The sequence below is a fragment of the Streptomyces sp. NPDC029466 genome, assembly GCF_055574515.1.
The window spans coordinates 1-19,138 of record NZ_JBVHZH010000009.1 but is presented as its reverse complement, the minus strand read 5'-3'; the positions used below and the strand labels follow the sequence as shown (position 1 = coordinate 19,138).

At 71.7% G+C, this 19,138-nt stretch carries 16 protein-coding genes and 1 tRNA gene; 10 read left to right on the top strand and 7 right to left on the bottom strand.

What is annotated here, in order from left to right:
* Positions 1 to 260 precede the first annotated feature (260 nt).
* Positions 261 to 1,508 (top strand): M6 family metalloprotease domain-containing protein, encoded by a 1,248-nt coding sequence (locus tag ACZ4XD_RS10090; RefSeq protein ID WP_468040136.1) that lies wholly within the window; start codon positions 261 to 263, stop codon positions 1,506 to 1,508.
* Positions 1,509 to 1,511: 3 nt separating this feature from the next.
* On the opposite strand, the gene ACZ4XD_RS10085 is transcribed toward ACZ4XD_RS10090, so the two are convergent.
* Positions 1,512 to 2,174, bottom strand: coding sequence for a TetR family transcriptional regulator (locus ACZ4XD_RS10085; protein ID WP_168479758.1), 663 nt, complete (start codon positions 2,172 to 2,174; stop codon positions 1,512 to 1,514).
* Positions 2,175 to 2,241: 67 nt separating this feature from the next.
* Between ACZ4XD_RS10085 and ACZ4XD_RS10080 the strand changes: the two genes are divergently transcribed.
* The 3 genes from ACZ4XD_RS10080 (at position 2,242) to ACZ4XD_RS10070 (ending at position 3,024) form a co-directional block, all read left to right on the top strand.
* Positions 2,242 to 2,442, top strand: coding sequence for a hypothetical protein (locus tag ACZ4XD_RS10080; protein ID WP_468040441.1), 201 nt, complete (start codon positions 2,242 to 2,244; stop codon positions 2,440 to 2,442).
* Positions 2,439 to 2,825: a hypothetical protein gene (locus ACZ4XD_RS10075; RefSeq protein ID WP_468040133.1), complete on the top strand. Its 387-nt coding sequence runs from the start codon at positions 2,439 to 2,441 to the stop codon at positions 2,823 to 2,825. Before ACZ4XD_RS10080 ends, ACZ4XD_RS10075 begins: the two co-directional genes overlap by 4 nt.
* 123 nt (positions 2,826 to 2,948) lie before the next feature.
* A tRNA-Arg gene (locus tag ACZ4XD_RS10070) sits at positions 2,949 to 3,024 on the top strand.
* Between the two features lie 135 nt (positions 3,025 to 3,159).
* Here the strand turns inward: ACZ4XD_RS10070 and ACZ4XD_RS10065 are convergent.
* From ACZ4XD_RS10065 to ACZ4XD_RS10055, 3 genes are all read right to left on the bottom strand, one after another.
* The gene (locus tag ACZ4XD_RS10065; RefSeq protein WP_468040131.1) at positions 3,160 to 4,575 is read right to left on the bottom strand and encodes an amidase; all 1,416 of its coding nucleotides are present in this window, start codon (positions 4,573 to 4,575) and stop codon (positions 3,160 to 3,162) included.
* A gap of 139 nt (positions 4,576 to 4,714) precedes the next feature.
* A complete protein-coding gene (locus ACZ4XD_RS10060) occupies positions 4,715 to 5,389 on the bottom strand; it encodes a response regulator (protein ID WP_468040129.1) in 675 nt (224 codons plus the stop codon).
* Complete coding sequence (locus tag ACZ4XD_RS10055; RefSeq protein WP_468040127.1) at positions 5,386 to 6,795, bottom strand: sensor histidine kinase; 1,410 nt, start codon at positions 6,793 to 6,795, stop codon at positions 5,386 to 5,388. Before ACZ4XD_RS10055 ends, ACZ4XD_RS10060 begins: the two co-directional genes overlap by 4 nt.
* Positions 6,796 to 7,179: 384 nt before the next feature.
* On the opposite strand from ACZ4XD_RS10055, the gene ACZ4XD_RS10050 reads away from it, so the two are divergent.
* The 4 genes from ACZ4XD_RS10050 (at position 7,180) to ACZ4XD_RS10035 (ending at position 10,970) form a co-directional block, all read left to right on the top strand.
* Positions 7,180 to 7,794 carry a hypothetical protein gene (locus ACZ4XD_RS10050; RefSeq protein WP_468040125.1) on the top strand — a complete coding sequence of 205 codons (615 nt, stop codon included), beginning with the start codon at positions 7,180 to 7,182 and terminating at the stop codon, positions 7,792 to 7,794.
* Positions 7,791 to 8,312: a hypothetical protein gene (locus tag ACZ4XD_RS10045; RefSeq protein WP_468040123.1), complete on the top strand. Its 522-nt coding sequence runs from the start codon at positions 7,791 to 7,793 to the stop codon at positions 8,310 to 8,312. Before ACZ4XD_RS10050 ends, ACZ4XD_RS10045 begins: the two co-directional genes overlap by 4 nt.
* A 68-nt stretch (positions 8,313 to 8,380) precedes the next feature.
* A complete protein-coding gene (gene recQ, locus ACZ4XD_RS10040) occupies positions 8,381 to 10,387 on the top strand; it encodes a DNA helicase RecQ (protein WP_468040121.1) in 2,007 nt (668 codons plus the stop codon).
* Positions 10,388 to 10,685: 298 nt separating this feature from the next.
* The gene (locus ACZ4XD_RS10035) at positions 10,686 to 10,970 is read left to right on the top strand and encodes a hypothetical protein (protein WP_468040118.1); all 285 of its coding nucleotides are present in this window, start codon (positions 10,686 to 10,688) and stop codon (positions 10,968 to 10,970) included.
* A 2-nt stretch (positions 10,971 to 10,972) separates the two neighbouring features.
* On the opposite strand, the gene ACZ4XD_RS10030 is transcribed toward ACZ4XD_RS10035, so the two are convergent.
* Complete coding sequence (locus ACZ4XD_RS10030) at positions 10,973 to 11,809, bottom strand: isocitrate lyase/PEP mutase family protein (RefSeq protein ID WP_468040115.1); 837 nt, start codon at positions 11,807 to 11,809, stop codon at positions 10,973 to 10,975.
* 307 nt (positions 11,810 to 12,116) lie between these two features.
* Here ACZ4XD_RS10030 and ACZ4XD_RS10025 point away from each other — a divergent pair, with 307 nt between their 5' ends.
* Positions 12,117 to 12,527: an ADP-ribosylation/crystallin J1 gene (locus ACZ4XD_RS10025; RefSeq protein ID WP_468040113.1), complete on the top strand. Its 411-nt coding sequence runs from the start codon at positions 12,117 to 12,119 to the stop codon at positions 12,525 to 12,527.
* Between the two features lie 291 nt (positions 12,528 to 12,818).
* On the opposite strand, the gene ACZ4XD_RS10020 is transcribed toward ACZ4XD_RS10025, so the two are convergent.
* Positions 12,819 to 14,258, bottom strand: a complete 1,440-nt coding sequence (locus ACZ4XD_RS10020) for a glycosyltransferase family 39 protein (RefSeq protein WP_468040421.1) — start codon at positions 14,256 to 14,258, stop codon at positions 12,819 to 12,821.
* Positions 14,259 to 14,670: 412 nt separating this feature from the next.
* Positions 14,671 to 17,946, bottom strand: a complete 3,276-nt coding sequence (locus ACZ4XD_RS10015) for a D-alanyl-D-alanine carboxypeptidase family protein (RefSeq protein WP_468040111.1) — start codon at positions 17,944 to 17,946, stop codon at positions 14,671 to 14,673.
* A gap of 224 nt (positions 17,947 to 18,170) precedes the next feature.
* Here ACZ4XD_RS10015 and ACZ4XD_RS10010 point away from each other — a divergent pair, with 224 nt between their 5' ends.
* Positions 18,171 to 18,932, top strand: a complete 762-nt coding sequence (locus ACZ4XD_RS10010) for a GOLPH3/VPS74 family protein (protein ID WP_042156119.1) — start codon at positions 18,171 to 18,173, stop codon at positions 18,930 to 18,932.
* Positions 18,933 to 19,138 lie beyond the last annotated feature (206 nt).

Genomic DNA, 19,138 nt, shown 5'->3' with positions numbered 1-19,138 from the left:
TCCTCTCCTCTGTCGGCGCATCCGACGGCTGGGTCCCGCGTGCGGTCTCGACGACCCGCACGAACCGGGGACAGGCTCCCCGTTTCACCCGGACGTCTGGTTAAACGGGGACACCCTCCCCGGATATTTCACTCCCCCATGTGACCTGAACCACACCCCGGCCTGCCGCGTCCGCCGCGTCCGCCCACCCGACCCCGCCATGACTCCAGTTGACGTAATCCCGCGCGCGAGCGATCACCCGCCGACCCAAGGTGATCGGTATGAAGCACAAGGTCTCCGTGGTCCTGGCCGCAGGCGCGGCCACCGCCGCCGCGGCGATAGCCCTGGGCTCACCGCCCAGCGCCGTGGCCATACCCTCGGTGCCCGGCGCGCCGCCGAGCGGCCCGTGCGCGCTGCGCGGCATCAGCGACGACGTCGCCGAATCCGCCGAGACCCCCGCCGGCTTCTCCCGCTCGACCGGCGCCGTAGAGGCGCTCACCCTCTTCATCGACTTCCCGGACGCCCGCGCCACGATGTCCCCCGGCGACCGCTTCGCCGAGTTCTTCCCGGCCGCGACGGACTACTTCCGCACCAGCTCGTACGGCAGGCTGACCTACCGCCCCAGGCCGCTGCTCCGATGGATCCGTATGTCCCGGCCGCTCGCGGCGTACGGCATCCAGCGCGGCGCCGGCTTCGACCCGGCCTCGGATGGCGGCTACCACGCCCTCTCCCGGGAAGTCGTACGCGCCGTCGACCCCCTCGTCGACTTCCGCGACTACGACGTCATCAACATCATCGCCACCCCCAACGCGGGGCCGCCGGCCACCCGTACGGTCCTTTCGGTCACCTTCAGCGGTGGCGACATGGGGCTGCGGACCGCCGACGGGGTGCCGTTCCGGAACGCGTCGTTCATCTGGAGCCGGCAAACCGGGAGGAGCGCCTTCCGCGTCCTCAACCACGAGAACGCCCACAGCTTCGGCCTGCCCGACCTCTACTTCACGGACGGCCGCGACGCCCCGCCCCCCGCAGGGCACTGGGATCCGATGGACGAGGACTGGGGGCCGAGCAATGACTTCGTCGGCTGGCACAAGTGGAAACTCGGCTGGCTCTCCGCCGATCAGGTGCACTGCGTCCCCCACCGCGGGACACCCGGCGAACACACCCTCACCCCGGTCTCCGCCCGCGGCGGCACGAAGATCGTCGTCATCCCGACCTCCGCGCACACCGCCCTGGTGGCCGAGGCCCGCACCCGCGGCCTGCTGGACCCGACGGTCTGCCGCCCCGGCATCCTCATCTACCGCGTCGCCACCCACGTCCCCTCGGGCCGCGGCCCCCTCCGCATCGTGGACGCCACCCCGCACAGCGGCGGCTGCTACCGCGACAACAAGTACGTCGACCCGGAACTGACCGACGCCACCTTCCTCCCCGGCGACACCTACACCGACCGCACCACCGGCGCAGCCGTCACGGTCCTGACGGAGAACCCGGACGGCACCTTTCGCGTACGGGTGACCCCGGCACGCGCATAGCGCCTACCCCGCGCCCTCCTCCCCCTTCCCCCTCCCCTCCGCCAGCCAGTGCCGCCGTCCGACGCTGATCAGCCGCAGCTGACGCCGCGCCACCCGTACGACCTGCTCGGCCGCCCCCTCCGCACCGTCCGCCTCGGCATCGAGCAGCGCCGCGGCCGTCGTCACCAACCGGTCCACATACAACTCGGCCAGCATCCGCACATCGTCATCGCGCCAGCCCTCCGACACCGGCTGGGACTTGAGCGCCGCCGCGACCTCCTCCGCGAACCGGTCCAGCTCCCCCGCGATGGCCAGCCGCACATCCCGCACCCCGCCGTGCCGCTCGCGCGCCACGAACCGGATGTGCAGCGGATGGTGGCGCACATGCTGCTGGACGACCGCGACCGTACGGTCGATCCGCTCCTCGGCCCCGTCCTGCTCGGCGAGGATCGCCCGCACCATCACATGCAGACTCCCCAACGCCTCCTCGACCAGGGCGACGCCCAGCTCCCCCATGTCCCGGAAGTGCCGGTAGAACGCGGTCGGGGCGACCCCCACCACCCGGGTGACCTCCCGCAGCCCCAGGCTGCTCAGACTCTGCTCCTCCAGCAGCCCGAGCGCCGCGTCGAGCAACGCCTGACGGGTCTTCTGCTTCTGGGCCTGCCGGACTCCAAGACTGTGACTCATGTCATCCAGTAAACAACCGTTCTCCGAACTACTCCACCCGGCGACAGTCGTAGACTGAAGGAACTGAGTGAACAACTGTCCTCTGGAATCGGAAAGGAAGATCATGCTCTTCCTCGTCGCAGCCCTCCTCCTGATGGGGATCCTGCTGGGCACCGCGGCACATCTCCCCGTCCCGGTCACCCTCGTCGCGGCCGCCGTCATCGCCGGCTGGCTACTCGTCTTCTTCCTCCGCGAACGCCGCCACCACCACGAGGTGACCTCCCGATGACCACGCTCAGCGAAACCATCCGAACAACCCCGGCCCAGCCGACCGGGGAGGCCCAGCCGACCAAGGGGCCCCAGCCCACCGAGGGGGCCCAACCCACCAAGGGGGCCCAACCGCCCCAGCCCGCCGACCCGGCCACCTCCCGCCTCCGCCGCCACGCGGACGGTATGGCCGTGGCCTCCTTCATCCTCGGCCTGCTCGGCACCCTGGTCCTCAACCTCCTCCTCGGCCCCTGCGCCCTGGTCCTCGGCACCCTGGCCCTGACCCGCGGCACCACCCGCCGCGGCCGCGCCCTCCTCGGCCTCACCCTCGGCGCCGCCGACCTCCTCATCCTCGCCCTCCTCGCCACCACGGACGGCACAGTCAGCTGGCACATCGGCAGCTGACCCCCGACGGCGGCCCCCGTCCCCAACCACCGCCACCCCCGGGCCACGCCCGCCACCCGCTCTCCCCCACACAAGCAATCTCCAGCGAACGCATCAGCTACCCTGTCAGGGGTTCCATCCCATGCCTCCGTAGCTCAGGGGATAGAGCACCGCTCTCCTAAAGCGGGTGTCGCAGGTTCGAATCCTGCCGGGGGCACCAGTGCAAACGGCCCGGACCGATCACGGTCCGGGCCGTTTTGACGGCAGCAGTTGACGGCAGTCGCCTCTCAGGTGGCCGGGCAACCGAGCCTGAAGCCCCGTCACCCCCTGCCCAGCCGACCAGCCGCCCCGCCCCTCACAGCGCCGGGCGCCGTGCGCGGACCGGACTTACCGACTCCAGAAGGGCGCCCAGGCGGAGCAGTGCGTCCTCGGCGTACCACTTCGTCACCAGCTGTACGCCGATCGGGAGTCCCTCGGGGCTTGCGCCGAAGGGGACGGAGAGGGCCGGCAGGCCGGTCAGGTTGAAGGGGACGGTGGCACGCATGACGTTCCAGGCGGGCACCGTCACGCCGTCGACGACGTACTCGGTCCGGCCGTGCGGGGGCGCGGGCATGGTCACGACGGGGCACAGCAGGGCGTCGTAGCGTGCGAAGTACGCGGAGAACGCCGACTTGAGTCCTTCGAGGGTGCGCTGCGCCGTCACGTACTCGCCGAGCGGGACGTCCGGCAGTGACAGCGTGTGCGTGAGCACCGCGTGCAGCTCGTCCTCCCGGCCTGCCGTGTGCTCCTTGAAGTACGGGAGGATCTCCGGCAGGAAGAGGGTGGCGCTCAGCTGTGTGCTGTCGCAGGTCTCCAGCTCCGGCACGCGCACTTCCTCAACGTCGCAACCGGCGTCAGCGAGCGCTTCCGCGGCGGCGGTCACGGTTGCCGCCACCGCGGGGTCCACCGGGCCGAAGCCGGGTCGTACCAGCCATCCGACCCGGAGGCCCTCCCGCGCGGCCGGCGCCTCCGCGGGACCGGCGGCGGCCGGGACGTCCACGGCGTAGCCGTCCTGTCCATCGGGGCCGGCCAGCACCGCGTAGGCCGCTTCGATGTCCCGGACGCTGCGGGCCATCGGGCCCACGTGCCAGTAGCGGCGCAGGATGTCCGGCCAGTGGCCGGTGAAGGGGATCCGGCCGTGGGTCGCCTTGAGCGCGACGATGCCGGTGTAGTGGGCCGGTCCGCGCATCGAGATCGCGACGTCGCTGCCGAGGCCGATCGGCGACAGCCCCGCTGCGATGGCCGCCGACTCCCCACCGCTCGACCCGCCGGGGGTGCGCTCCGGGTCCCAGGGGTTGCGGGAGCGGCCGGAGACGAGGTTGTCGCTCTCCGTCCAGTAGGAGAACTCCGGCAGGTTGGTCTTCCCGATCGGGATCGCGCCGGCCGCCCGGAAGCGGGCCACCGTGGTGGCGTCCCGGTCCGGGACGTGTTCGGCGAACAGGTGCGAGCCACGCATGGTGCGGACACCGGCCGAATCGAGTGAGTCCTTGATGGTGAACGGGACGCCGTGCAGCGGTCCCAGCGGCCGGTCGTGCACCACCGCTTCCTGTGCGGCCTTCGCGGCATCGAGGGCCTGCTCGGCGGTCACCGTCACGACGGCGTTGAGCCTCGGATTGATCTTCTCGATCCGGTCGAGGTGCGCCCGGACGACCTCCAGCGGGGACAGCTCCCGCGTCCGGATCCGGGCAGCCAGATCGGTGGCATCCAGGAAGCAGATATCGGTCGGCGTCATCGGCGCTCACCACACGAATCCATGGACAACGGAATCCCCTCACCCTCACCTTGCTTCGAACGCGTGTGCGATCAGGTGTTCAGGCTACCTGGGGATGGGCGTCCCGATCAGCAGGCGCCTGCCGTAGTGGGCAAGGAACCTATGAGGCCGGTGAGGTGAGGCCGGTTCGCCAGGACCAGGCGGCGATTTCGACGCGGTTGCGGAGTTTCAGCTTGGCCTGGATGTTGGCGAGATGGGTCTTGGCCGTGCCCGCTGAGATGACGAGTTCGGCGGCGATTTCCTGGTTGGTGAAGCCTTGGGCCACCAGGCGGGCGATGTCGCGTTCGCGGTCCGTCAGGGCGTCCGGGCCGGGGCCGGGGTGGGGGTGCGAGGGCGCCGGCGGGGAGAGCCGGCGGAGGAGTCGTACGGTGATCTGGGGGCTGATCAGCGCGTCGCCCGCCATGGCTGCGCGGACGCCCTCGATCAGCAGGTTCGGGCCGGATCGTTTGAGCAGGAAGCCGCAGGCGCCGTGGTGCAGGGCGGTGTGGACGTAGTCGTCCAGGTCGAAGGTGGTGACAACGACCACCTTGGTCGGCCGGGGGGCCTCGGGCCCGGCGAGCAGGCGGGTGAGTTCCAGGCCGTCGAGGCGGGGCATGCGGATGTCCGCCAGCACGACGTCCGGCCGTAGATGGCGGGCCAGTTCGAGCGCGGTGGCGCCGTCCGCGGCCTCGCCGATGACGGTCATGTCCGGCTGCGAGTCGAGGACGAGCCGGAAGCCGCTGCGGACGTCGTCCTGGTCGTCGGCCAGGAGGATGCGGGTGGGGGTGCCGCTCATGTCGCCTCCGGGGGGAGCGGGTGGGTCTGTGGGAGTACGGCCCGTATCCGCCAACCGCCGTCGTGCGGGCCGTAGGTGAGGGTGCCGCCGGTCGCCTGGACCCGTGCGCGCAGGGAGGCCAGGCCGCGGCCGCCGTGGCCGGCACGCTGCCGTCGGGCGCGGAGGGCGGTGGCGGGAGCGGTTCCGGCGTCGTTGATGACCTGGACTTCGAGGGTGGGTACCAGGGGGTGGGCGGTGAGGCCGTTACCGGTGGCCGGTGTGAGGGTCACCTCGACGCGGGCTGCTCCCGGGGCGTGGCGGCGGACGTTGGTGAGGGCTTCCACGACCATCCGGTAGGCGGTGGAGCCGGCTTCGCGGGAGAGGGTTTCGGGGGTGGTGGGCGGCATGGTGAGGCGGGCCTCGGTGGCTCCTGCGGAGGTGAAGCGTGCGATGAGGGTGGGGAGTTGGGCTACGCCTGGTAGGGGCTCGGGGTGGGGCGGGGAATCCAGGGGTGGGGCGGGGAGTGTGGGGGCCTGCTGGGACGGCGGGACGGCCGGTGGTGCGTTGAGGGCATGAGGTGCTTGGGGGGCATGAGGTGCTTGGGAGGCTGGAGGTGGTTGGTGGGCCTCTGATGGCCTGGGGGCGTCTGTTGCTGGGTGGGCATGCGGCGGTGTGGGCGTGTCCAGGCGGGTGATGCCGTCGCCTTGTGCCTCGTGGAGCATGCGTACGGTGCGGTCCATGGACGCCAAGGCGTTCAGGCCGGCCCGTTCGATGCGTTCCAGTGCCGGCAGGGCCTGGCCCGGGTCGGATGCGGCCACGAAGCGGGCGGCCTGTGCCTGCGCGACGATTCCGCTGATGTCGTGGGCGACGAAGTCATGGAGATCCTGGGCGAGTTCGAGCTGCTGTGCGCGCCGGGTCTCGATGACCAGCCGGCGCCGCCGGTTTTCCATCAGCCGTGGATAGCCGCCCACAACGGCCGCGCCCAGCACCGGAAGCGTCCAGAAGGCAGCGGCACCGGCCAGCGCCAATACGGACGGCTCCGGGACCAGGGGAAGCGTCCATGTCGCGACTGCCACCCCTGCCACCCCAGCCGCGATCACCGCCTGCCGGAGCGGCGCCCAACGCGCCACTACGGCAAGGAGCACCAGCAGCATCGCCATTTCGGCCAGCCGCCATACGGAACCCCAGGGCGCCGACGGAGGGTCGGAGGCCGCGGTGGTCATCAGCGACAGGCTCCCGACGAGCGCCAGCGGGCGGGCGAGGCGGTCACGCGAGCGCGGCCGGCGGGCAACGGCCCAGAGGAGCAGGGCGGCGGACGCGGCGGCCGGGACGGCTCCGTAGGGGATCACCGGCCAGGTGCCGTACGCGAGAGGGAGGGCGATCAGGGCTGCGCAGCCCGTTGAGCCCGTCCCCACATGACGCCTCATCCAGGCCCACCCCCATGTATCGCCCGCCACGGGCGGGCACAGCCCCCGTATCGCTGAATGACCATGCACCGCCCTGGCCCTCAGCGCGTGCATCGCCCCACGCCGTCGATCCTACGAGCGGCCGTCCGGGCACTCCCTCCGCCGAACGGCAGAGAGGACGCCCGCTTCGGCGCCCGGAATCCGCTGATCGGCAGATGGCCGGGGGCCGCGGCCACGGCGTCAGATGGGAGGCGTCATCGACAGGGCGGTGGCCGTCAAGGCCGCCGCGTATTGAGGGAGTTCATCGTGCCCGGCATTACTTCTTCCGTTCGTTCGTCGCGCCTCGCCAGTACGGGGCTCGCCACTTCTCGCCGCCGTAGGGCCGTAGTGGGAGCCGGTGCCGCGGTGGCCGTGCTCTTCGGGCTGACGGGGAGCACGCCCGCCGCGTCCGCTGCTCCCTCGGGTGCGGCAGCCGTCTCGAAGGCGCCGACCGGGCTCGCCCGGGTGAGTGGTCAGGCGCGCGTCTTCTACGCCTACTCGCCGCACGACGACATCCGTTTCTCCGTCGATGCGGAGGCTGCGCCGTTCAGCCGGCCGGTCGGCGGGCTGCCTCAGGGGATGCCCACCGACGCACGGGGCACTGTCACGATCTCCCACCGGTCGCCCGGGAAGGGGCCGGGCCGGCGTGCGGAGGCCGCGGTGGACTGCCTGGTCACCGGGGGCGGCACCGCGACGCTCAGCGCCAGAGTGACCAAGTCCGAGGACCCCGGCGAGATCGGGGAGCGGCTGGGCTTCAGCGTCACGAGCGGTGGGCCCGGCAAGGGACGGTTCGGCTTCTCCTGGGCCGTGTCGAACGTCGACGTCGTCGATGGCAAGGCCGTCTTCCCGCATGTCGGCACCTGTATGGCACCGGCTCCCTTCGCCGCGGTGACGAAGGGCGGCTTCAAGATCAGGCATGCGGAGCTGCCGCCGCTGCCGGCGGGGTGGGGGAAGCAGGCCGAGGGGGCCGGCGCCCGATGACGACGCCCGCGGTGCGCCCGCTCGTCCCCCGTGCGGTGCGGTGGGCGGCGCATGCCGCGCCGCTGACGCTGCTGCCGTCGGGGCTGTGGCGGTGCGCCATAGCCTTCGGGGTGCCGTCCGGGTTCGATGTGAGTCATCCGCTGCACCCGAGCAACTTCCCCGGGTGGACGTCGCTGTATTTGATCGGGCTGAGCCTGGTTGCCGAGGGGCTGGGGCTGCTCACCCTCGGACTGGTCCGGCCATGGGGCGAGCGGGTGCCGCGCTGGGTGCCCGTCCTGGGCGGGCGGCGCATTCCCGTCCCGGCCGCCGTCGTCCCCGCGTCACTGGGTGCGGCCGCGGTCACCGTGATCACGGTGGTGTCGTCGTTCGGCTGGGGCGAGGAGATGTCCGCCCCCGGCGCCCCGAAGGGCGTGGCGGCCTGGGTGATGACCGTCTCCTATCTGCCGCTGCTGGCCTGGGGCCCGCTTCTGGGGTGGGTGACGGTGGCGTACTGGCATCGGCGCCGCGGGGCCGGCTGACGGCGCCGGACGGTGTGAGTTATCCACAGGGTCGACGGGGACCCCCGCGGAGCTCGTAGGCTTTCGGAATGGCTCTGGCGGACGTGGAAGTGGTCGTGGACATGGATGTGGAAGGCGCTTCGGACGCAGGCGAGGCGGTGCAGGTGCTGCGCCGGGTGTTCGGGTATGACGCGTTCCGCGGCAGCCAGCAGGAGATCATCGAGCACGTCATAGGGGGCGGGGACGCGGTCGTCCTGATGCCGACCGGTGGTGGAAAGTCGCTCTGTTATCAGATTCCCTCGCTGGTCAGAAGCGGTGTGGGGGTGGTGATCTCGCCGCTGATCGCGTTGATGCAGGACCAGGTCGACGCCTTGCGGGCGCTCGGTGTGCGGGCCGGGTTCCTGAATTCGACGCAGGATCTGGAGGAGCGTCGGCTCGTCGAGGCGGAGTTCCTGGCCGGAGAGCTGGATCTGCTGTATCTGGCGCCCGAGCGGCTGCGGGTCGAGCAGACGCTGAATCTGCTCGACCGCGGGAAGATCTCCCTCTTCGCGATCGACGAGGCGCACTGTGTCGCCCAGTGGGGCCATGACTTCCGGCCGGACTATCTGGCGCTGTCGATGCTGCACGAGCGGTGGCCCGACGTGCCGCGGATCGCGCTGACCGCCACCGCGACCGAGGCCACGCATACCGAGATCACCTCACGGCTGCGGATGGCGGACGCCCGGCATTTCGTGGCGAGCTTCGACCGGCCGAACATCCAGTACCGGATCGCGTCGAAGAGCGAACCGAAGAAGCAGCTCCTGGAGCTGCTGCGGAACGAGCACGCCGGAGACGCCGGGATCGTCTACTGCCTGTCGCGGGCGTCGGTGGAGAAGACCGCGCAGTTCCTGGTGGACAACGGCATCGCGGCGGTGCCGTATCACGCGGGGCTCGATCCGCGGACGCGGGCCGAGCACCAGGGCCGGTTTCTGCGCGAGGACGGGCTGATCGTGGTCGCCACGATCGCGTTCGGAATGGGCATCGACAAGCCGGATGTCCGGTTCGTGGCCCATCTGGATCTGCCGAAGTCCGTGGAGGGCTACTACCAGGAGACCGGGCGCGCCGGGCGGGACGGGCAGCCGTCGACGGCCTGGCTGGCGTACGGGCTCCAGGATGTGGTGCAGCAGCGGAAGATGATCGACGGGTCGGAGGGCGACGAGGCGCACCGGCGCCGGCTGTCGGCCCATCTCGACGCGATGCTGGCGCTGTGCGAGACGGTGCAGTGCCGGCGGGTGCGGCTGCTGGCCTACTTCGGGCAGGAGAGCAGCGCGTGCGGCAACTGCGATACGTGCCTGGCCCCGCCGCAGACCTGGGACGGCACGGTGCCCGCGCAGAAGCTGCTGTCCACGGTCGTACGGCTCCAGCGTGAGCGCGGGCAGAAGTTCGGCGCGGGCCAGATCATCGACATTCTGATGGGGAAGAAGACCGCCAAGGTCATCCAGTTCGATCACGACGGGCTGAGCGTCTTCGGCGTGGGCGCCGACCTCCGGGAGGCCGAATGGCGGGGCGTCGTACGGCAGTTGCTGGCGCAGGGGCTGCTCGCCGTCGAGGGTGATTACGGCACGCTGGTGCTCACGGAAGCCAGCGGCGAGGTGCTGGGCGGCCGTCGCGAGGTGCCGATGCGGCGGGAGCCGGAGAAGGCGGCGCGGGCAGCGCGGACGAAGGCGAAGGGCAAGCGCGCGGTGCCGGCGGACCTGCCGGAAGCGGCGCTGCCGGTCTTCGAGGCGCTGCGTGGCTGGCGGGGCCGTACGGCCAAGGAGCAGGGCGTGCCCGCGTATGTGATCTTCCACGATGCGACGCTGCGGGAAATCGCCACGCTCGGGCCGACGACGATGGCCGAGCTGGGCACGGTCAGCGGTGTCGGCGAGAACAAGCTCGCGAAGTACGGCCAGCCGATCCTGGATGTGCTGGCCGGGCGGGAGGCTCCGGAGGGCGCGGAGGTGGGCGCGGACGCCGGTGCCGCGAAGGTGGCGGCTGCGGCGGGCGAGGCGCAGCACGCCGCACCGGAGCCGGAGGACGAGGAGCTGCCGGAACCGCCGGATGACATCGATTGGTGAGCCGGCGGGTGCCGTAGCAGTCGGGGGGTGACGTAGCGGTCGGGAGGTGCGGTAGCAGTCTGGGGTAAGAGCGGCTGGGGTGGGGTGAGCGCGTCGAATGGGCACGACCAAGGGGGGAATTGAATGGATTTGGCCCGGCCTGCGCGGGCGTTCCTTCACACGACCGATCCCAGAGATCTCGGTGACTGTTACACAACGGATGGATCGCCGTTAAGGACGCTCCGTAGCGTGCTGACTCTCATCGCGTTCTTTATCGCATCCCTACGGCGGCCCGAGCCGCCCACGACGAGGAGTACCCATGCGGGCCCAGCGCCGCTCCGTGATCCGTACCGCCACCGTCGCCACCGGTGCGCTGGCCGTGCTGCTGCTCCCCACGGGCGCCGCCTCCGCCGCCGAGCCCAGCGTCTCCTCGGAGAGCCGGACCTCGATCATGCTGCCCGACGACGGGCTGGTCGGACTCGCGGAGAAGGCCGGCCACCTGCCCAAGGGCGGCCTGATCGGTGGCGCGAGTGTGCTGGGCGTGGCCGCCACGGCCCTCACCGTCCACCGTCGACGCCACGGAAGCCGCGGCCGGCAGGCCTGAACCTATTCCTCCTCCCCCACCAGCCGCTGCACCTCCGCGTAGCCCAGGACCTCGCCGGCCGTCCCGGCCGCTTCCGCCGGCTGCCCGCCCGTGCGGATGGCGTCCGCCGCCGTGAGAGTGGCCTGGAGGGCGGTCCGGAAGAGCAGGGAGCCGGTGCTGATGCGGCGTACGCCGAGCTCCGCCAGACGGCTGACGGTGTGCCGGCCGGGAGCGAAGAGGATGTTCAGCGGGGCCGGGACCTCGGCGACCAGGGTCGAGATGTCCTCGTCGGCGACGACGCCCGGCACGAAGACGCCGTCCGCGCCCGCGGCCAGATAGGTCTCGGCGCGCGAGAGCGTGACCGAGAGGGGCGGCGGGCTGTCCGCCAGCCAGTGGGTGTCGATCCGGGCGTTGAGGAAGAGGCCCGGGGCCCGTTCCTTCACCGCGCTGATCAATTCGGCCTGCTGCACCGGATCCTTCAGCCCCTCGCCGCCGGGCAGCCCGTCCTCCAGGTTCAGCCCGGCCGCCCCCGCCTCCGCCAACTCTGCGGCCAGGTCCCCCACTTGGCCTGCGTCGCCGCCGAATCCACCCTCCACATCGACCGTGTAGGGGCAGGCCAGCCGACCGTTGAGCCGCAGCGCGAGTGCCACCGTGGCGTCCCGGACCTCGGCGAGCCCGCGCCCGTCCGGGTAGCCGTGGGCCGCGGCGACGCCCAGGCTCGTGGTGCCGACTGCCGCGTATCCGGCCCCGGCGAGTGCGACGGCCGAGATGACGTCCCAGGCGTTGGGCAGCAGCAGCGGCTGATCAGCGTGGTGCAGCGCGTGGAAGTGGAAGGTGGCGTACTCCGGGGAGGTGCTCATGTGGGCACCGTAGGCCGGAGTCCCTTCGGTAGGGGGCGAAGACTCGCGGCGGACGACGCAGTCATGACCACTCCGGCGTACAACCACCGTGCGCCACCGCCCGTCCGCCACCGCCTGTCCGCCCCCAGCCGCGCGCACCGCCCGGCCGTGGCCGCGGCTCCTCCCTCGCCGCCGGGCCCGCGCCTTCGGCTCCCTCACTGCCGCCCGGCCCGCGCCCCTCCTCCCATCGGCTCCCCGCCGCCGCCCGGCGGCCCCACGCCCCGAAATCACCGCGCGCCCGCCCGCCCCGGCGCCCTACCGTACGAGCATGATCGAGACGTCGTCGCGCCGGAGCGAGACCGTGCCCGCCACCCTCACCCTCTGGCGCCCCACCGGCCCCGAGGAGCTCGCCCTGGTCGCGGCCTCCGGCTGGCGCGCCTGGCCGCCGCGCCTGCCCGACCAGCCGATCTTCTATCCCGTGCTCAACGAGGACTACGCGATACGGATCGCCCGCGACTGGAATGTGCCGGCCTCCGGCGTCGGCCATGTCACCCGCTTCGAGGTCGAGGCGGACTTCGCCGCGCGCTATCCGGTGCGGCAGGCGGGCGGCGAGACGATCCTCGAACTGTGGGTCCCCGCCGAGGAGCTGGCGGAGTTCAACCGGCACATCGTCGGGCGCATCGAGCTGGTCCGCAGCTTCCGGCCGGCTCGGGAGGAGTCATCGGAGGACGGGGAGTGAGGGGCGGGAATGAGGAGCGGGAATGAGCGGACGGGGAGCGGCCAGGCAAGGAGCGGGCGACAGGAATGACCAGCGGGGAGTGATCGAGCGGGGAGTGGCCGCGGCGAACGGCCGGCCGGGAATGACCGGGCAGGGAATGACCGGGCAGGGAACGGCCCCAGAGGACGCCCGGCCGGGACCAGCACCACGGCCCGGCCCCGGGCCGCCCCCTCCGTACGCCGACCACAGCTACGCCGCCCCGGAAAGCACCGCCAAGCCCCCGGCCCACCTCCCCCTCGCCGAGCCCCCCGCCTACCGACCGCCTCCCCCACCACATACCCCCGGCCGCCCGTACACCGTGACCCGGGCGCCCCGGACCTCCCTGCTGCCGCAGATCTCGAAGGCGGCGCGCAGCGTGGACCGCTTGGCGATTTCCTGGTCGCTGTCGTCGGCCGGCTGACCGTCCGGGTCCCCGGCGACAACGATCCGGCGGGCGGCCAGCATCCGGTCGCGGATCGCATCGCCGGCGCGCTCGGTGCCGTAGAGGGTGTGCGAGGCCAACGGGCTCTTGGCCAGCGCGAGATCGTGCAGCCCGCGGAACTCGTGCGGCAGGGTCGCCCGCCAGATCCGCCGCCGGGCCGGCATGAACAGCAGCCCGTCGCCGGGCTCGGCCATCGCGCGTACGGCGTGCGCGACCGCGGTGACATCGTCGACCCGGCTGTCCGGGCTGCGCAGATGGACGTTGACCGGCAGCAGCGCCGCCGGCAGCAGCGCCACCGCCGTCGCCCGGCGCAGTCGCCGGCCACGGGTCTGGCCCCGCTCACCGGCCGGCCGCAGCAGCCGCGCCAGCGCGGCGCCCGCGAGCAGCGCGAACCCGACGACGTAGTACAGGACATAGCGGTCCACGTACGCCGGCTCGACATGGGAGAGCAGCAGCAGGAGGAGGGTGGGCAGAAGCAGCAGCGGGACGCCGAGGGCCCGCAGCCCGATGGGGCCACGGGAGCGGATCCGGACGCGGGCACAGGCGATGCCGAGGACGGCGAGCACGGCGAAGGTCAGCAGTTGGAGGGGGTCCGGCCACATGAGCCAGCTGATCTGGGCCGACTGCCGGGTGCTGAACACCGCGAGCGGCGCCAGACCGGCAAGGACGGCGGCCGAGGCGAGCAGCCAGGCGCGCAGTACGCGGCGGGGCAGCCGCGCCAGGACCACCGCGGCGCCCTGCGCGGGCAGCGCCAGCACCGCGAACTCGTGCAGCAGACAGGCGGCCAGCATCAGCGCCGTATAGCCGACCCACAGCCCTTTGCGCGGCCGGGTCGCGGCCAGCAGCAGCACATACGTGGCCCAGACGACCAGCGCGCAGACCATCGCGTACGAGCGGCCCTCCTGCGCGTACTGCTGGACGACCGGGATCAGCGCGAACGTGAAGCCCGCCAGCAGCCCCGCCCGCCGGCCGACGAGGCGCTGCCCCAGCAGCGCGACGCCGGCCGAAGCGACCGTCATCGCCACTACGGACGGCAGCCGCAACCCGACCGCGTCGCCGAACGTGCCGCGGAGGGTGGCGTCGTAGCCGGCGAACCAGAGGTGCATCAGCGCGTAGTACAGGCCATGCACGACGTCGACGTGCTGGAGCGTGTGCCACAGGTCGGCCAGGCCGCGGTGCGCCATGTCGTAGGTGACCGCCTCGTCCCGCCATATGGCGTCCTGGCGGCGGATCCCCCATGCCCCCAGAAACAGCATCAGCCCCGCGGGCATCAGCACCACCGCGCCCTGCGCCACCCGGGTACCGCGGGCGGCGACGGCGGACACATACGTCTTCTGCGCTTGCGCTACGTCGATGACGGACTCCGGTCACGTACGGAACGGACGGACAGACGAACGGACGGACAGACGAACGGTCAGACGAACGGGGTCAAACCAAGGGGTTCAGACGAACGGGGTCAGACGAACGGGTTCCGACGAGATGAGTCAATCGATGAGACAAACGAGGGGCGGGCGAGGGGCCGAACGACGAGACGGACGGAGGATCGACCGAACGCCGAAAGGCTGAAAGGCCGGAAGACCGAAAGGCCGAAAGGACGAAAGGCCAAAAGGCCGAGGACGGCCGGTGGCCCGGGGGCGCTCCCCCTCAGCCAACCAGCGTCCCCGGCCCCCGGCCCCGGCCCGCTCAGGTGATGCGGATCAGCTTCGCGCCGAAGGACGGCTCGACGAGGTCCTTCTGCAGGGCGACCGGCACCTTCTGCATGCTCTCGCCGTTGCCGACGGTCAGCACACCGACCTCGGTACCGGCCTTCGCGGTGTGCGGGACGGTCTTGCCCCCGTCACCGACACTCAACTTCAGCTGCTGGCCCGGGACTCCCACCGCCTTCAGGTCCTTGGTGGCGACGACCGGCGTGCGGCCGTTCAGGCCGTCGTCGACATAGCCGACGACCTGGCCCTTCTTCACCGCCGGGGCCGAGGTCAGCGCGTTGCGTACGGCCTCGATGACCTTCTGGCTGTTGTCCTTGACCAGGGTGAGGCTGTTGGAGCCGTTGGGGTCCAGGCCCTTGAAGTGCTGGTCCATCATCGTGCCCAGTATCAGCTGGTCCTTGCCGTCCACGGTCTTGTAGGCCGCCCAGGACAGCGTGCCGCCGGCCGCCGAGCTGGAGCCGGTCTTGATGCCCTTGATGCTCAGGCCGGCCAGCAGCAGGTTGTCGATGTTGCTGTTGATCCGCTCCGGCAGGCCCGGGATGTCGGCGTTGGTCATGGCGACGATCGGCCGGAAGGCGTCGAACTTCATCACGGCCTCGGCCAGCTTGAGCTGGTCGACGGCGGTGCTGACGGTCTTGGGGTCCAGGCCGCTGGGGTCGGTGTAGGTGGTGTTCTTCATGCCCAGGTCCTTGGCGGCGGCGTTCATCTTCTTGACGAACGCTGCCTCGTTGTCGGACTTGGTGTCCCAACGGGCCAGCAGCCGGGCGATGTTGTTGCCGGACGGGATCATCAGCATCTTCAGCATGTCCTGCTGGCTGAACTTCTGCCCCGCCTTGAGCCCCTCGATCCGGGACTCACTCGTGGAGCCGCCCTCGGCCACAGCCTTGGCGTCGACATCGATCTGCGGGCCCGGCTTGTCCTTCTTGAGCGGGTGGTCCTGGAGGACGACATAGGCCGTCATGATCTTGGCCACGCTCGCGGTCGGCACCGGCTTCTGCGGGCCGAATGTCCCCACGTCCCCGGAGCCCACCACCTTGACCGCCGCCTGCCCCTGCGCGGGCCACGGCACGGCGAGCTTGCCGCCCTCGAAGGTGAACGAGGACTTGGCGTCGCCGACGGTGAGCGTCGGTTCGGGCAGCGGGCGCACCGCCTGGGCGACCACGAAGATGATCAGCAGCAGCACCGCCAGCGGGGTCCAGATCTTGAACCGGCGGACGACCGTACGCAGCGGAGTCTCGGGCGGCGGCGGGGTGTTGGTGAGCTGCGCCAGGAGGTCGAGCGGCGGCAGCGGCTGCTGCTTGGTGCGCTCGGCCTCGGGCAGCTCGGACGGGGCGGCCGTGGCACCCGTGGTGGCGGGCGGCATGGCGCCCGGCCGGTCCGCGGGCTTGGACGGCGCGGCCGGCTTGGCGGAGCCGGCGGGCTCGGCGGCCGGCAGCGCGCCGGTGGCCTTGCCGGCCGGCTTGGCACCGGACTTGCCTGCGGGCTTGTCCGCGACCTTGCCCTCGGGCTTGTCGGCCGTCTTGTCGGCCGTCTTGTCCGCGGGCTTGCCGGCGGCCTTGTCCCCGGGCTTGTCCGCGGCCTTGTCGGCGGCCTTGTCGGGCGTACGGGCGGGCGTCTTCGGCGCCGTCTTGCCCAGCGACTTGCCCGCCGTGCCGTCGTCCGCCGACTTCAGCGCCACGAACTGGCTGGTCCGCTCCGAGTCCCGCTCGGCGACCTTCGCCGCCTTGCCCTCGTTCTTGCCCTCGTTCTCGTCCTTGGAGTTCTTGTCCTGGGCGTCGGTCTTGGCGTCGGCCTTGGCGTCGGCCTTGGCGTCGGCCTTGGCGTCGGCCTTGCCCTTGCTCTCGGGCTTGTCCTTGGCCCTGCTCTTGGCCGCGTCGCCGTCCTTGGCGGGCGGGGTGATCTTGAACGCGGTGGTCGCCTGATCGACGGCCTCCGCCTCGGCACCCTTCTTCGACTTCGCAAACGCAAAGACACGCGTCGCCTCATCGACCGCCGACTCCTCGGCCTCGGCCGCTTCGCCGCCCGTGCCGTCCCCGTTACCGTCACTCGCCGCACCGGCCGCCCCACCGGGCTTGCCCTTCTGCGGCCCGACGGTCTTGAAGACGGCGGTCGGCTGATCGACAACCTTGGCCTTGGAGGACGAGGCAGGCTTGCCCTCGGAGCCGGACTTGGCCTGCCCCTCAGGCTTGCCCCCGGAGTCGCCCTTGCTCTCGGCCTCGGACTTGCCCTCAGGGTCGCCCTCGGGCCGGGGGTCACCCTTGCCCTTGGGCTGGGCCTTCGCCTCGGACTGCGACTTCGCACCGGTCTTGGAGCCACCACGACCGGCATCGGCGTCGGCATCCGTCTCGGCGTCGCCGTCGACGTCGGCGTCAGCTCGGGAATCGACGTCGCCGTCGCCCTCCACCCCGGACGCGGCAGCCTTCACCCCGGCCCCGGCCCCGGCCTTGGCCGTCGCCCCGGCCTCAGCACCCTCGTCCGCGCCCTTCTCCGCCTTCGCCTCCGACTTCATCGACGGCTGCACACCAGACTTCGCGCCCGGCTTCGCATCAGGCTTCTCATCGGCCTTTGCATCGGCCTTCGCACCAGACTTCGCTTCCGGCTTTGCGGCGGCACCAGCACCAGCCCCCGAAGCCTCACCCGACCCAGCGGCCGACTCGGTCTCCGCCTCAGCCTTCACGTCGGACGCCGACGCCGCAGCAGCGCCGGCCGCACCCGCCTCGGCACCCTCGGCGTCCTCGCCGCCCTCACCGTCTTCATCGCCCGTGCCCGCGACCCAGGCGGCCACAGCGGCGCGCAGACGGTCGTCGCCGCCCCCGGGGCCCGTACCGCCCTCCTCGCCCCCCTGAGGCTCCGCAGGCGCGCTCTCAGACGCGCCCTCAGACGCGCCCTCGGACGCCGACTCGGCCTCGGCCCCGGACTCCGCCTCCGTCACGGCCACCGGCTCGCTCCCGTCCGCCGGCCCCGCCGAAGCCTCCACCCCACTCGCCGAGGCAGACTTCCCCGCCGAGGCAGACTTCCCCGCCGAGGCGGACTTCGCCGCGGCAACCGGTTCCGGCTTCTCCTCCGCCGCGGCCTCCGCCCCGTCGTCCTCAGGCTTCGGATGCTTCCCGGCATCCGATTCCTTCGCCGATTCGTCCGGCTTCCCGCGGAAGGCCGACAGCCGCGGATCACGTTCGTTCCGCGCCGTCTTCCCCGACGACTGCTTCTTGTCCGACTTGTCGGGGGACTCGCCCGCCACCGATGTCTCCTTCATACGTCCCACTGCTGCCTGGCCCAGTGTTCCCAAGTGTCCTGTGTCCACGTGGCCTCATCTCGCCGCCACGCGTACCGGTAGGTGCCGCACCCCTCAGAAAGATGTCGCCGACGTGCAAGACGAGAACGACATACCTACCGGTTCCATACCGAACCCCCCACGCACTCTCGACAGATGAATGTGAGAGGGGTCACCCTGTCATTCATCCACGCGGGGAGGCATGGATGGGCAGGAGCCGCAGAACAATTCCGGAGGAGCTTCTGCTGCTCGCTTTGGACCCGACAACGGGCACCACAGCGCAGCCGCAGTCGCTCGACCTCGGCCTGGCCGGGGCACAGCTAGTAGAGCTGGCTCTGGCAGGACGGATAGCCCCAGACGGGGATCGTATCGCCGTGGTGATGGCACGGCCGACAGGAGATCCAACTCTGGACTCCGCGCTCGAACTGCTGCGCCGACGCGGCAGTCCGGTGCGCGCGGTCCACTGGATCGGCGGGCCCCGACTGGGGCTGCGCCAGACCTACCTCACGCATCTCGAACGGTGCGGCATGGTGCATGCCGTGGCGGGACAGATGTGCGGGGTGCTGCCGACGACGCGCTACCAAGCGACGGAGACGGCCATCAGCCGGGAAATCAGGGCCCGGCTGGACAATGCGATCCGCACCGGCGTACCCCCGGACCCGCGGACCGCGGCGCTCGCCGCGCTGGCCCATGCGGTCGGCCTCGGCAAGCATCTGTATCCAGGGAACGAAGGGCGGTCATCGCGCTCCCGTCTCCGGGATCTGATCCGGCACGACCCGATGGGCGGGCTGGTCGCACACGCCGTCATGGATGTGCAGAACGGTGTCGCGGCACAGCCCCGGCGGCAGCAGGCGGCCGCCGCGGGGCCGGTCCGGCAGCCGGCGGCACGGGCCACGGCGGACCCGGCCGGCGCGCCGGTCCAGTCGCGGCACGGCCACGGCCGGATGGCCCGGGTAGGCGCCCGCTGACGCCGTAGAAAGCCGTACGACCTCTCGCACCACCCAGCGCAGCACTCGTACCACGCGTCACCCGCACCACCCGTCCCCAAAGTCCCGTACGGGAGCCGCAGCACCAGGCGCGGGGGGGGGGGGGGGGGGGGGGGGGGGGGGGGGGGGGGGGGGGGGGGGGGGGGGGGGGGGGGGGGGGGGGGGGGGGGGGGGGGGTGGGGGGGGGG